This window comes from Pseudonocardia sp. DR1-2 (genome assembly GCF_023717215.1).
Taxonomy (GTDB): Bacteria; Actinomycetota; Actinomycetes; order Mycobacteriales; family Pseudonocardiaceae; genus Pseudonocardia; species Pseudonocardia alni.
This window is the reverse complement of the sequence record NZ_JAMQOF010000010.1, coordinates 1-13,382: the sequence shown is the minus strand read 5'-3', so window position 1 is coordinate 13,382 and position 13,382 is coordinate 1. Positions and strand designations below refer to the sequence as shown.

Genomic DNA, 13,382 nt, shown 5'->3' with positions numbered 1-13,382 from the left:
CGTGGGCCTCGGCTATGCTTCCCCCACGACGCGATCGAGAGATCGCGACGTCCGAGTGGCGGAATGGCAGACGCGCTAGCTTGAGGTGCTAGTCCCCGTATAAGGGGGTGGGGGTTCAAGTCCCCCCTCGGACACACATCCTCCGAAACCGGTCACGGTCCTCCGTGGCCGGTTTCGTGCGTTCCGGGCCCGTCGCCCACCCGTGAGGGTGGATCGGCGCGCCGTGGTCGTCGCCGGGCGGGCGGGACAGGCGACGGCGCGCCACCACCGGCGGCAGGTCCCGGGGGACGGGCACGGCCCCGCAGCCGGGTCAGCGCGGATCACGGACCCGGGTGCCGACGGCCAGCACCGCCCCCACCGCCGCGGCCCCGGCGAGCACCGCGAACAACTGCGGGTAGCCCCCGAGCGGCCCGGCCAGCGCCGCGCCGGCCCACGGCGAGACCGCCACCGCCACCGTCGCGGGCGCCGACAGCAGCCCGCCGAGCCGCCCGTAGAACCGCGACGGCCACCGGTCCGACACCGCTGTGGCCTGCAGCAGCGTCGTGATCCCGCGGGCCGCACCGGTCAGCACCGCCGCGCCGACCAGCAGCCACGCCGGGCCGGGCAGCAGTCCCAGCAGCGCGGTCGACGCGGCCAGCGCCGCCAGGACGAGCACCGCCCGTGCCGGTGGGGCCAGCCGTCCCACGGCTCGGGTGTAGAGGGCCCGCCCGGCGACCTGCCCGACCCCGCCGAGCCCGAGCGCCCAGGCCGCCGTCTGTACGTCGAGTCCCCGCTCGATGAGCAGCGGCACCTGGTTCACCGCGACCGCGAACCCGCAGAACGTGCCGAGGAACACCGCGGCCACGGTCAGCAGGAACGGGCGGCTGCGCGCAATCGCGCCCGGGTCGGCGTGCTCGGGCGGGACGGGTGCCTCCGGCCACGGGCCGCGCAGCCCGAGCAGGTGCGCGGGGACCGTCACGACCAGCAGGACGACGGCGAGCACCAGGTAGGTGCCGCGCCAGCCGAACCCGCCCAGCAGCGCCGCCGACAGCGGCGCGAACACCGTGCTGGCCAGGCCGCCGGCCAGGGTGAGCCCGGTCAGCGCGCGCACCCGGTCGCTCCCCCACCAGCGGGTCAGCGCCGCGAACGCGGGCGGATACAGCGTCGCGGACTGCGCGAGCCCCGCGACCAGCCACGCGACGAGGAACCACGGCCAGGACGGCGCGGCCGCGATCCCGACGACGGCGGGCACCCCCAGCAGCGATCCGGCCGTCATCACCCAGCGCGGGCCCCACCGGTCCAGCAGCCGTCCGACGACGATCCCGGCCAGCGCGGACACCCCGAGGCCCGCGGAGAACGCGCCGGTCACCGCGCTCACCGACCAGCCGGTGTCCGCCGAGATCGACGGCGCGAGCACCGGGAACGCGTAGTAGAGGACGCCCCAGCTGGTGATCTCGGTGAGGCACAGGACGAGCAGGACCCGGCGGCGGAACCCCGCGCCGGGCGCCGTGCGGACCTCGACCACCGTGCCACCTCGCAACGCCTCGTGCGGCGACCGTATCCCGAGGGTCGCTGGACCGCCCCGGGCCGCGTCGGCGACGATCGGACCGCAGGACCGACGCAGGACGACCCGGAAGGCGGCATCCCACGGTGCGACTCGACCCCACGACGGCGGCCGGCAGCGACTCCCCCATCGGTGCGGCCCTCGCGCTGGCCGGCGAGCGGGACCCGGCGCGGAACGCGACGCACCCGTTGCTGGACCTGTCGCAGGCCGCGCCGCCGTACCCGCCGGCACCCGAGGTCGTCGAGCGCGTCGTCGAGGTCGCACGGGACCCCCGCCTGTCCGGCTACGCGCCGGTGCCGGGCATCCCGCCGCTGCGGCGGGCGATCGCCGACGAGCTGGCCCGCGAGCACGGCGGGGACCTCACCCCCGACGACGTCGTGGTCACCGCGGGCTGCAACCAGGCGTTCGCCGTGGTCGCCGACGCGCTCGCCGGTCCGGGCGACGAGGTGATCTCGCCGCTGCCCTACTACTTCAACCACGACATGTGGCTGCGGATGCGCGGCGTCACGCCGGTGTACCTGGAGCCCGACGCCGACCTGGTCCCGCGCGCCGCCGACGCCGAGGCGCTCCTCACCCCGCGGACCCGGGCGATCGTGCTGGTCACCCCGGGGAACCCGAGCGGGGTGACGGTCCCGCCCGAGGAGATCACCGCGTTCGCCGAGCTGGCCCGGCGCCACGACATCGCGCTCGTCCTCGACGAGACCTACCGCTCGTTCCGCCCGGACACGACCGAGCCGTCGCACACGCTGTTCGCCGACCCGGCGTGGCGTTCGACCGTGGTCGGCCTGCACTCCTACTCCAAGGACCTGGCCATCCCGGCGTACCGGGTCGGATCGGTGATCTCGGGCCCCGAGCTGCGACGCCAGGTGCTCAAGCTGCTCGACTGCATCGCCATCTGCGCACCGCGGACCGGGCAGGAGGCCGCGGTGGCCGGGCTCACCCGCGCCGGGGCGTGGCGGGCCGACCGGGTCGCGGAGATCGCCCGGCGGCGGGAGTGGGTCGGTGCGGCACTCGCCGACCGGCCGGGTGGGTTCGAGGTCGCCGCCCTCGGCGGGTTCTTCGCCTGGGTGCGCCATCCGTTCCCGGACCGCCCGACCCTCGACGTCGTCCGGACGCTGCTGCTCGACCACGACACCCTGACCATCCCCGGCACCGCGTTCCTGCCCGACGACCGGCAGATGCTGCGGCTGTCGGTGGGGCGGGTGGACGAGGCGGCCGCGGCGCTGCTGGCCGAGCGGCTCACCGAGGCCGGGCGGCGGGCGGGGGTGGTCACCGGCTGACCCCGAGGCCCGGCGGCGGAAGAGACCAGCACATCCCGGTGTTCGCCGACCATGGACACCGGACTGCGCACCGGCACCGCGGCCGGCCGTTGGGTCATCACGGCCTGCGTGCTCGGCTCGGGCATGGCGATGCTCGACAACACCGTCGTCACGATCGCCCTGCCCCGCATCGCCGAGGACCTCGGCGCCGGATTCGCCGGTCTCCAGTGGACGGTCAACGGCTACACGCTGACCCTGGCCGGGCTGATCCTGCTCGGCGGCTCGCTGGGCGACCGGTTCGGCAGGCGGCGGATCTTCGTGACCGGGGCGGTCTGGTTCGCGCTGGCCTCGCTGCTGTGCGGGCTGGCGCCGAGCGTCGAGGTGCTCGCCGCGGCCCGGGCCCTGCAGGGGGTGGGCGGGGCGCTGCTGACCCCGGGCAGCCTGGCCCTGATCTCGGCGTCGTTCCACGGGGCGGACCGGGCGGCGGCGATCGGGGCCTGGTCCGGGCTCGGCGGGGTCGCGGGGGCGCTGGGTCCGTTCGTCGGCGGGACGCTCGTGGAGTGGTCGTGGCGGGCGGTGTTCCTGATCAACCTGCCGCTCGCGGCGGTCGTCGTCGCGGTGGCGGTGCGGCACGTGCCCGAGTCGCGTGACCCCGACGCCGCGCACCGGCTCGACGTCCCGGGCAGCGTGCTCGCGGTCGCCGGGCTGGCGTTGCTGACCTGGGCCGGGACGGCGGCCGGCGCCGGTGCATCGCCCGGGCTGCAGGTGTGGGGCGCGGGCCTCGCCGGAGTGGCGGCACTCGTGGCGTTCGCGCTGGTCGAACGGCGCAGCCGGTCCCCGCTGGTGCCACCGGAGCTGTTCACCGGCACCGGCGACGCCGGGGACGGGCGCCGGTTCACCGGCGCGAACGTCGTGACCGTCGCCGTCTATGCGGCGCTGGGGCTGCTGTTCGTGCTGCTCGCCGTGCAGCTGCAGATCGTGGCCGGGTTCTCCCCGTTGCTGGCGGGGACCGCGACCCTGCCGGTCACCGTGCTCATGCTGCTGCTGTCGGCCCGCGCCGGGCGGCTCGCGACGCGCACGGGCCCGGCGCCGCTGGTCACCGGCGGGCTGCTGCTGGCCGCGGCCGGGATGCTGCTGGCGTCGCGGATCGGGCCCGGCGCGACCTGGCTCACCGACGTGCTCCCGGCGACGGCGCTGGTCGGGCTGGGGCTGTCCGCGGCCGTCGCGCCGCTGACCACGGCGGTGCTCGACGCGGCGGCGGACCGGCACGCGGGCGTCGCGTCGGGGGTCAACAACGCGATCGCGCGGGCGGCGGGCCTGCTCGCGGTGGCGGCCGTGCCCGCGATCGCGGGGATCCGCGGGGACGCCCCGGCCGACCCGGCCTCGTTCGGGCCGGGGTTCACGAGCGCCATGTGGATCGGGGCATCACTCCTCGTGATCAGTGCGGTACTTGCCGCCGCACTGTTACGGGGAAAGACCGAGACTCGCATCACACAGGCAACCGCTTAACCGTTCACGCACGTATAACTTTGTGACAAGCGTTACTGCAAATGAGTGAGGCGTGAGTGATCAGTGCCGGGGACTCCGCAATCATGCCCGGCGTCGCGCACCGCCCCTCACGCACCGTCACGAAGCCGCTGCTCGACGCGCTCGCCCTGGCGATCGAGGAGTTCGCCCTCGCCCCGTCCCGGGACCGGCCGATGGCGGTCGTCGGACTCGTCCAGCGGTCGGAGTACCTCCGGCCGGCGCTCGGCGTCTGGGACCGGCTCGCCGCCGTCTGCGGGGACGGCGCCGTCGTCGCCACCGTCGGCGACGCCCCCGACGGGCTCCCCGACGGCCTCGGGCACATCCGGCTCACCGACGGCGAGGACGCGGCCCGCGAGTGGAGCGTCACCGTCCTGACACCGCGGTCCGGGGCGACCGTCGTCGCCCACGACCTGGAGGCCGTCGACGGGGCGGCGCGCTCGCTGGAGCGGGGCAGGCTGTTCTCCGCCCGCTGGTCCTTCCGCCACGCCGACGCCCACTCCGAGCTGCTGCGGCTGCGTCACCAGCTCGGCGCGCGGCTCGGCTCACGGCACACCGGCGGCCTCGACGAGGTGCTCTCCCGGGTCGTCCCCATCCCCGGCACGGCCACCGACCACCGTTACGACGCCGCCGCGGACACCCTCGCCCGTGAGCTGTCGCTGGAACGCCGCCGCGCCGACGCCGCGCAGACCCGGCTCGACGAGCTCGAACCCGGCGCCGAGCGCGACCCGCGCAGCGGGCTGCCGACCCGGGCGTTCCTGGACCGCTGGCTCGACGGGTCCGCGCCGGGCACCCTGCCGCTGGGCCTGGTGCTGCTGCGGGTGCAGGGGCTGGGGTCGATGACCCGGCGGCACGGGTTCCGTGCCGAGACCGCGGTGCTCCGCGGGATCGCCCGGCTGCTCACCGGGCAGGTCGGGTCCGCCGGGCGGCCGGTGCGCGTCGGGCGCGAGGAGTTCCTCCTCCTGCTGCCCGGCGCCGACGTCCGGTCCCTGGCCGCGGCCGCCCAGCGGCTCTGCGAGACCGTCGCCGGGCTGGCGGCGGTGTTCCCGTTCGTCCCGACGCCGTCGCACGCGGTGATCACCCGGACCCGGCACCGCCCACTTCCCCTCGAGGAGATGTGGGCGGCGCTCGACGACGCCGGGACCGGCGTCACGCTGCTGCGCGGCTGACCGCGCGGGTTCAGCCCCGGACGTCGGCCGCGATCAGCTCCGCGGTCCGGCAGGCCAGCGCGACCAGCGCCAGCGTCGGCCCGACCGCCCCGGCCGACGGGAACACCGCACTGGAGGCGACGTGCACGTTCGGCGTGCCGTGCACCCGGCACTCCGGGTCCACGACGCCGGTGCGCGGCGAGTCCGACATGCGCAGCAGCCCCATCTGGTGGGTGCCGTCGGTCATGTCCATGTCGTGCACGCGCTCCACGTCGGACAGGTCGACGTGGGCGAGCCCGGTCCGCTCCAGCTCCTTGCCGATCAGGGACAGCGACGTCACGATCGCCTCCCGGTCACCGGAGGAGACCCGGTAGTCGACCCGCAGCCGGTGCTGGCCCAGCGCATCGCGCTCGCGGTCGAGCGTGACCCGGTTCGCCGGGTCGGGGGTCTGCTCGGCGTCGAACCGCAGCCGGCAGTGCGCGGAGTCCAGCGGCATGAACGACGGCACCCGCCGCTCCCCGGTGATCCGCGGCCGGGCCCACCCGCGGGCGAAGCGTGCCACCCGCAGCGGGTCGGCGGCGACGTTGCGCACGTGGTGGCCGATGTCGGTGGTGTGGCTGTACTGGGCGTGCGTCCCGGCGGCCTTGAACCCGGTGCGGAGCTTGCCCAGGCCCCAGTAGGTCAGTGCGAACGTCGACAGCAGCGCGTCGCCGTGCTCGGCGTCCTTCGGGTCGGCGAACCACAGCGCCGCCTTCAGGTTGCCCAGCCGGTGGTCGGCCTGGACCTGCGGGGACAGCGAGAGCATCCGGCGGGCGTAGACGCCGTCGTCGGTGGGCAGATAGCCCAGGCCCAGCGTGCGCCCGGCCGTGGTCAGCCGCAGCCGCCCCACCTCGCCCACCGGGTGGGTCATGTAGTGCCGCCCGACCTGGCCGTACTCGTCGCCGATCCCGGCTCCGGTCCCGGTGCCGCCGTAGCCGTCGGAGGCGAGCAGGATCCGGACCGACTCCAGGCCCCCCGCCGCGACGACGAAGTGCCGCGCCCGGATCCGGATGTCGCATCCCGGCCGCGGGACGACGACGGCCTCGGTCGCGGTGCCCGACACCGGGTCGCGCTCCAGACGGGCGACGGTGGCGTGCAGGAACAGCCGGATCCGCCCCGCCTTCGCCATGTTCTCCACCGTCGGCGCGAACGACGTCGGCGGGCTCCAGCGCCACAGGTCGTCCCAGCGCAGGGTGTCGCTGTGGATCCCGGGCGGGCCGGCCGGGAAGCCCGACTCCGGGGCCGAGTACTCGCAGGCGCCGGCGTCGAGGTGCCGCTGGGCGGCCGGGTACCAGGCGCGCAGCTCCTCGTGCCGGATCGGCCACGTGGCACCGGGCATCCACTCGCGGTCGGAGAAGTCGACGTCGTCGAGCGGAGCGCAGCGTCCGCCCCACACCAGGGAGGTGCCGCCGAGGCGCTTCTGCCGGACGGCGTCGACCGGGTCGTGCTTGCCCCGCCCGGTGATGCCCCGGTAGGTGTCGCGGGCGGTGCGGCTCAGACCCGGGCCGCCACCCTCCAGGACGACGACGCGCAGGCCGCGGTCGGCCAGCTCGGTCGCGGCGGCGGCCCCGGCCGGACCGCTGCCGATCACGCAGACCTCGGCCTCGAAGATGGAGCCGGGGAGCGCGCGCCGGGTGTCGATGAGCATGGAGGGCGGTTCCTTCCGAACGTGGTGCGGTACTGCCACCGATGGTGCCCCGGCTCGGCTGTGAGGACGCTGTGGCTGCTCCCACCCTCCCTTCCCGGGGCGTGCCGACCCGCCCGGTACCGTCGTGTCCGGTTCACACGGTTCGCATCCGGAGGAGCACGGTATGGGACTCGCCGCCATGGCGACGACCGCACGGGGGATGGCCGCGACGGTCCGGGTCCTCGGGCGCGGGGAGCTGGGCCGCTTCACCGGCGGCGACCGCTCGGAGGTCGCACGGTTCGAGTCCGAGCTCGCCGGGTTCCTCGGGACCCCGCACGCACTGGCCGTCAACAGCGGCACCAGCGCCCTGGTCGCGGCACTCGTCGGTGCCGGGGTCGGCCCCGGCGACGAGGTGCTCGTCCCCGCCTACACCTGGGTGTCGACGGCCGCCGCGGCACTCGCCGTCGGCGCCGTGCCGGTCCTGGTCGAGGTCGACGACTCGCTCACGATGGACCCGGCCGACCTCAAGGACCGGATCACCCCGCGCAGCCGGGCGGTGCTGCCGGTGCACATGCTCAACCACGTCGCCGACATGGACGCGATCATGGACGTCGCGGCCGCCCACGACCTCGTCGTGATCGAGGACGCCTGCCAGGCCATCGGCGTCACGTACCGGGGGCGCCCGGCCGGGTCGATCGGCCACGCCGGCGCCTTCAGCTTCAACCAGCACAAGAACATCCGCTCCGGCGAGGGCGGCGCCCTGGTCACCCGGGACCCGAAGCTGTTCGAGCGGGCGTCGATGTACCACGACGTGGGCAGCTACGAACGCGCCGGATTCGCCGGGGCCGACGCGGACCTGATCGTCGGGGTCAACCTGCGGATGCCCGAGCTGTCCGCGGCGGTGCTGCGTCCGCAGCTGGCCGGCCTGCGTGCGCAGATCGCGCGGCGCGGGCGGCACCGCGACATCATGCTGTCGGCACTGTCGGACCGGATCGGGCGCGACCTGGAGCCGGTGCCGCACCACGACCCGGCGCACGCCGCCGGGCTGGCGCTGGCCTTCCCGTCCCCCGAGGCGGCGGCGGAGTTCGGTACCCGCCGCGGGGTGCACCGGCTCATCGACACCGGCCGGCACGTCTACACGAACTGGCGCTCGCTGCGGGCCCGCAACCCGCTGCACCCCGGGTTCGACCCGTACGCGGCGAACGGCACCGAGATCGACCACGGCCCCGGCGCCTGCCCGCGCACCCTGGAGATCCTGGCCCGGACCTGCGTGGTCGACCTCGCCCCCGAGCTGCCGACGCCGGCGTTCCGGCTGCTCGCCTCCCGCACCGCGGGCTGAGCCGCCCGGCGGCCCCGGCCCGGTCTCAGCGGGCCGGGGCCAGCACGGCCTGTACGTGGCCGTCGCGGGCGACGGTGCCGGTGACCGCGACCGGCACGTCGTGGGCGAACCCCGGCCCGCCGGTGACGAAGGTGTGGAACTCGCCGTTCTCCCCGCACGGGTCCACCCCCGGTGGCAGCGCGGCCAGGAACTCCGCGTCGAACGCGGCCCCGGCGAGCCGCGCGGGGACCCGGCCCGGGTCGACGGCGACGACGACCGCCCGCAGCCCGGCGTCGAGCATCCCGGTGGCCAGCGCACCGGTCGCCCCGCCCCACAGCGGGAACACCCCGGTGACCCCGGTGCCGTCGAGGACCTCCTCGCGGAAGGCACGGACGTCGGCCAGCGCCAGGTCGCCGTGCACCAGCCCCGTGACACCGGACGCGGCGGCCGGCGCGAGCGCGGCCCGCAGCCGGGCCCGGTACTCCCGGTCCGGGCACGACGGCGGCAGCTCCACCCGGTGCAGCGGCAGGCCCAGCGCGTCGGCCTGGGCGGCGACGAGCGCGGCCCCCACGCCGTGCACCGCGATCTCCGCGCCACCGGGCCCGGCCGTGACGGTGCTGAGCAGCCCGGTCACCCGCGCTCCGGCCCGCCGCGCGGCGGCCAGCGCCGTCGCCGCGTCCTTGCCCCCGGACCAGCTGACCCACATGTCGGACACCCTGCGACGGTAGCGTCCGGACAGCATCGATCCGGTCACACACCGTGCTCCCACGGAGCGGACGGTGACCGGGTCGGGCTTCTGCCCCGCACGGCCGACGGCTACCGTGACCGGCGTGCCCGAACGCCACGACGACGCCACCGTGACGGCGTGGGCGTTGGCCGCGGGTGCCGGTGACACCGCCGCGCTCGCGGAGTTCGTGCGGGCGACCCAGGTCGACGTCCACCGCTTCCTCGTCCACCTCGCCGGCCGCGACGACGCCGAGGACCTCGCCCAGGAGACGTTCCTGCGTGCCCTGCGGTCGCTGCCCTCGTTCGCGGGCCGCTCCACCGCCCGCACCTGGCTGCTGTCGGTCGCCCGCCGGGTCGCCGTCGACGCGGTGCGCACCGCGGTCCGCCGGCCCCGCGTGCGGGACCTGGGCGAGGACACCCAGGAGGTGCTGGAGCGCGCGGTACCGCGCACCGGTGCGCAGGAGGCCGTCCTGCTGCGGACACTGGTCGACGCGCTGCCCGACGACCGCCGTGAGGCGTTCGTCCTGACCCAGGTCCTGGACCTGGGCTACGCCGAGGCCGCACAGGTCTGCGGCTGCCCGGTCGGCACCATCCGGTCCCGGGTCGCCCGGGCCCGCGAGGACCTGCTGCGCGCGCTCGGCGAGGACGGGACCGGGACCACGACCGCCGGGGCGGCCGCGCCCGGCGTCCGGCGCGCCGCCCGCCCCTGAGACCGCGCCGCACCCGACGCGTCCCACCGGGCCGCCGCCGCCCGACCACCGCGGTCCGACCACCGCGATCCGACCACCGCGGTCCGACGGTCACGACGGGAGTGACCGGCGTCGCACCCACCGGACCGGTACGGGCGGGAACCGGACGGGCCCCGCCGGCGACCACTTCCGGCGTGCGCCCCCGCACCTCCCCCGCCCCCGAGGAGTACCTGTGATCTCGTCGTCGCCGCTGGCCTGGGCCCTGACGGCGGTGTTCGCCGCCACCGGGTTCTACGCGCTGGCCCGCTGGGCCGCCGCGGTCTCGGATCGCCGCTCCGCCGCCCACCGCACCGCGGAGCTCGCGCACCTGCTGATGAGCGCGGCGATGGTCGTCATGACCTGGACCTGGTACGGCAGCGCCGGGCTGTGGACCCAGATCGTCCTGTTCGGCGTGCTGGGCGTGTTCTTCCTGGTCACCGCGTCGCGCGGGGTGCCCTGCGGCCCCTCGGGGCGGGTCGCGGGCGCGGCGCACGCGCTGATGGCCGCGGCGATGGTCTGGATGCTCGCCGCGATGCCGCTGATCATGTCCTCACCGGTGGCGGCCGCGGGCGGTGGCGGTGCCCACGCCCACCACGGCGGCGACACCATGGACATGTCCGGGACGGCCCACGCCGCGGGCCCGGCCGGGTGGGCGGTCACGGTGACCGTGGCGCTGTGCGCGGTGCTGCTGGCCGCCGCCGGGTACTGGGGTGCCCGCGCGCTGAGCCACGACCGCGACGCCGGGGACCCGCTGACCCCCGACGACGCGGCGACGGCCGCCGAGGCGACCGACCCGGCGGTCTGCGACTGCGACGACCCCGCGGCGACCCCGCAGGCCGCACAGCCGGCGCCGGACGGGGCGGCGGGGACGACCACCGCGCTCGCCGAGCGGGTCGGGGCGCCCGCGCGGCCGGCTGGCCGGCTCGGCGCCCGCTCCGACGCCGCCTGCCACGCCGCGATGAGCGTCGGCATGGTCGTCATGCTCGCCGCGATGGTGGCGGGCTGGTGAGCGCCGGCCTCGACACCCGGTCCGGGGCGCCCGTCCCGCCGCCGGAGCGGCCCCCGCTGTTCCGGGGCCTGAAGAGCCTCATCACCCGGATCCACTTCTACGCGGGGCTGTTCGTCGGCCCGTTCCTGCTGGTCGCGGCACTGACAGGCCTGCTCTACACGCTGTCGCCGCCGATCGAGCGCTGGATGTACGCGGACGCGCTGACCGCCCCGGTCAGCGGCCCGGAGCTCCCGCTGTCCCGGCAGGTCGAGGCGGCCGTCGCGACCCAGCCCGGCCTGCCCGTCACCGAGATCCGGCCGTCGCGCGAGCCCGGCGCGACGACACGGGTGTCGTTCGACGCCGACCTGCCCGAGAGCTACAGCCGCACCGTGTTCGTCGACCCGTACACCGCGCAGGTGCGGGCCACCCTCGACACCTACGCCGAGTGGCTCCCCGCCCGCGGCGTGATCGACAACCTGCACCGCTCGCTGCTGCTGGGCGCCCCCGGGCAGGTCTACACCGAGCTCGCGGCGTCCTGGCTGGCCGTGCTCACCCTGTCCGGCCTCGTGGTGCAGGTGACCCGCCGGGTACGACGACGCCGGGAGCGGCTGCTGCCGCGGACCGGTGGGTCGTCGCGGTCGCGGCTGCGGTCCTGGCACGGCGCGGTGGGCGTCTGGGCCTCCGTCGGGTTCCTGTTCCTCGCCGCGACCGGCCTGACCTGGTCCCAGTTCGCCGGCGCCAACGTGGGCGCGCTGCGCACCGCCCTGGACTGGACGACGCCGTCGGTCAGCAGCACGCTGCCCGCGGCCGGTGGCGACGCGGCCGCGCCCGTGACGGGTGCCGCGACGGCACCGGTGGCCCCGCGGGCGGTCCCGGCCGTCGCCCAGCGGGTCCTGGACGCCGCGCGCGCCGACGGCCTCTCCGGACCGGTCGAGCTCACCCCGGGCGAGCCCGGGGAGGCCTGGACGGTCCAGCAGACGGTGCGCAGCTGGCCGTCGCAGCAGGACTCCGTCGCCGTGGACCCGGCGACCGGGACGATCACCGACCGGCTCGCCTTCGCGGACTGGCCGGTCGCGGCGAAGCTCGCCCGCTGGGGCATCGACGCGCACATGGGCCTGCTGTTCGGCACCGTCAACCTGGTCGCGCTCGCCGCCCTCGCGTCAGCCGTGGTCGTACTGGTCGTGTGGGGCTACCGGATGTGGTGGCTGCGCAGGCCGACCCGGCCGGACGGGTCGCGCGGACCCGCCGGGCCGCCGGGGTCCCGGGAGCGGCCCTCCCCCGCCGCGGTGGCGCTGGTCGGGCTGGCCGCGGTGGCGGCCGGGCTGGTGCTGCCGGTGCTGGGGGTCTCGCTGATCCTGTTCCTGCTCGTCGACGCCCTGGTCGCGGCCCGGCGGGACCGGACGGCGGCCGAGCCCGCGGGCTGACCCGTCCGGGGCGCGGGCGGGTGGGCCCCGGCCCGAGCGGGTAGACCTGGACACCCGTTCCCCGTGAAGGAGTCACCCCGTGTTCCGGACCTCACCCGCCCCCTGGACGACGGCGGACATCCCGCCCCAGCAGGGCAGGACCGTGATCGTCACCGGCGCCACCAGCGGCCTCGGGCTGGAGACCACCCGGGCCCTGGTGCACGCCGGTGCGCGTGTCGTGCTGGCCGTACGGGACACCACGCGCGGCGAGGAGATCGCCTCCGAGCTCGGTGGCGCGGTGTCGGTGCGCCGCCTGGACCTGGCCGACCTGACCTCGGTCCGCGAGTTCGCCGCCGGGTTCGAGGGCACCGCCGACGTCCTGGTCAACAACGCCGGCCTGATGGCGGTGCCGTTCTCCCGCACCGCGGACGGATTCGAGACCCAGCTCGGGGTCAACTTCCTCGGCCACTTCGCGCTGACCGGTCTGCTGGCCGACCGGATCACCGAACGTGTCGTGACACTGTCCAGCCTCGCCCACCGGATGGGCCGGATCGGCATCGACGACCTGAACTTCGAGCGCCGCCGCTACGAGCGCTGGACCGCCTACGGCCAGTCCAAGCTCGCCTGCCTGATGTTCGCCTACGAGCTGGAGCACAGGTTCGTGGCCGCCGGGTCGCGGCTGCGGTCGATGGCCGCCCACCCGGGCCTGTCCTCCACCAACCTCATGGGGCGCACCGAGTCCTTCCAGGACACGATCATGTCGGTGTTCACCCCGCTGGTCGCCCAGCCGGCGCCGATGGGCGCGCTGCCGACACTGTTCGCGGCGACCGTGCCGGATCTGCCGGGCGGTGCCTACATCGGACCCGACGGGATCGGCGAGGCACGCGGCAACCCGCGGCCGGTGGGGTCCACGGCGGCCTCGCACGACCGCCGGATGCAGCGGGCGCTCTGGGAGCGCGCCGAGGAGCTGACCCGGGTCACGTACCCGCTGTGAGCAGGCGGTGGGGCGGGGGGGCCGGCGCCCCCGGGCCCCCCCCCCCCCCGGGGGGGCGGGAGTCTGGGAGCGGGGGGGGGGGTCC

The 13,382-nt window shown here is 76.2% G+C and carries 11 protein-coding genes and 1 tRNA gene; 9 read left to right on the top strand and 3 right to left on the bottom strand.

The features are described from left to right. Positions 1–49 precede the first annotated feature (49 nt). Positions 50–134, top strand: a tRNA-Leu gene (locus ND486_RS24850). 176 nt (positions 135–310) lie between these two features. Here the strand turns inward: ND486_RS24850 and ND486_RS24845 are convergent. Beyond that, positions 311–1,504, bottom strand: a complete 1,194-nt coding sequence (locus ND486_RS24845) for an MFS transporter (RefSeq protein ID WP_251786811.1) — start codon at positions 1,502–1,504, stop codon at positions 311–313. Between the two features lie 125 nt (positions 1,505–1,629). Between ND486_RS24845 and ND486_RS24840 the strand changes: the two genes are divergently transcribed. From ND486_RS24840 to ND486_RS24830, 3 genes are read left to right on the top strand one after another with little or no spacing between them, the layout of a single operon-like run. Continuing rightward, the gene (locus tag ND486_RS24840) at positions 1,630–2,823 is read left to right on the top strand and encodes an aminotransferase (protein WP_251786810.1); all 1,194 of its coding nucleotides are present in this window, start codon (positions 1,630–1,632) and stop codon (positions 2,821–2,823) included. A gap of 51 nt (positions 2,824–2,874) precedes the next feature. Continuing rightward, a complete protein-coding gene (locus tag ND486_RS24835) occupies positions 2,875–4,311 on the top strand; it encodes an MFS transporter (protein ID WP_251786809.1) in 1,437 nt (478 codons plus the stop codon). Between the two features lie 56 nt (positions 4,312–4,367). Beyond that, complete coding sequence (locus ND486_RS24830) at positions 4,368–5,495, top strand: diguanylate cyclase domain-containing protein (protein WP_251786808.1); 1,128 nt, start codon at positions 4,368–4,370, stop codon at positions 5,493–5,495. 10 nt (positions 5,496–5,505) lie between these two features. Here ND486_RS24830 and ND486_RS24825 read toward each other — a convergent pair whose 3' ends face one another. Then, entirely contained in the window at positions 5,506–7,161 is a 1,656-nt protein-coding gene (locus ND486_RS24825) for an FAD-dependent oxidoreductase (protein WP_251786807.1), read from the bottom strand. Positions 7,162–7,324: 163 nt separating this feature from the next. Between ND486_RS24825 and ND486_RS24820 the strand changes: the two genes are divergently transcribed. Then, a complete protein-coding gene (locus tag ND486_RS24820) occupies positions 7,325–8,479 on the top strand; it encodes a DegT/DnrJ/EryC1/StrS aminotransferase family protein (RefSeq protein ID WP_251786806.1) in 1,155 nt (384 codons plus the stop codon). A gap of 25 nt (positions 8,480–8,504) precedes the next feature. Here the strand turns inward: ND486_RS24820 and ND486_RS24815 are convergent, their stop codons facing one another. Continuing rightward, the gene (locus ND486_RS24815) at positions 8,505–9,164 is read right to left on the bottom strand and encodes an ATP-binding protein (RefSeq protein ID WP_251786931.1); all 660 of its coding nucleotides are present in this window, start codon (positions 9,162–9,164) and stop codon (positions 8,505–8,507) included. A gap of 124 nt (positions 9,165–9,288) precedes the next feature. Between ND486_RS24815 and ND486_RS24810 the strand changes: the two genes are divergently transcribed. The 4 genes from ND486_RS24810 (at position 9,289) to ND486_RS24795 (ending at position 13,297) form a co-directional block, all read left to right on the top strand. Beyond that, a complete protein-coding gene (locus ND486_RS24810) occupies positions 9,289–9,894 on the top strand; it encodes a sigma-70 family RNA polymerase sigma factor (RefSeq protein ID WP_251786805.1) in 606 nt (201 codons plus the stop codon). Between the two features lie 211 nt (positions 9,895–10,105). Further along, positions 10,106–10,921 carry a DUF5134 domain-containing protein gene (locus tag ND486_RS24805; RefSeq protein WP_251786804.1) on the top strand — a complete coding sequence of 272 codons (816 nt, stop codon included), beginning with the start codon at positions 10,106–10,108 and terminating at the stop codon, positions 10,919–10,921. Next, on the top strand, positions 10,918–12,324 hold the full coding sequence (locus ND486_RS24800) for a PepSY-associated TM helix domain-containing protein (RefSeq protein ID WP_251786803.1): 1,407 nt from the start codon (positions 10,918–10,920) through the stop codon (positions 12,322–12,324). The genes ND486_RS24805 and ND486_RS24800 overlap by 4 nt, the downstream gene beginning before the upstream one ends. A gap of 79 nt (positions 12,325–12,403) precedes the next feature. Next, positions 12,404–13,297, top strand: coding sequence for an oxidoreductase (locus tag ND486_RS24795; protein WP_251786802.1), 894 nt, complete (start codon positions 12,404–12,406; stop codon positions 13,295–13,297). The last annotated feature ends 85 nt before the right edge of the window (positions 13,298–13,382 follow it).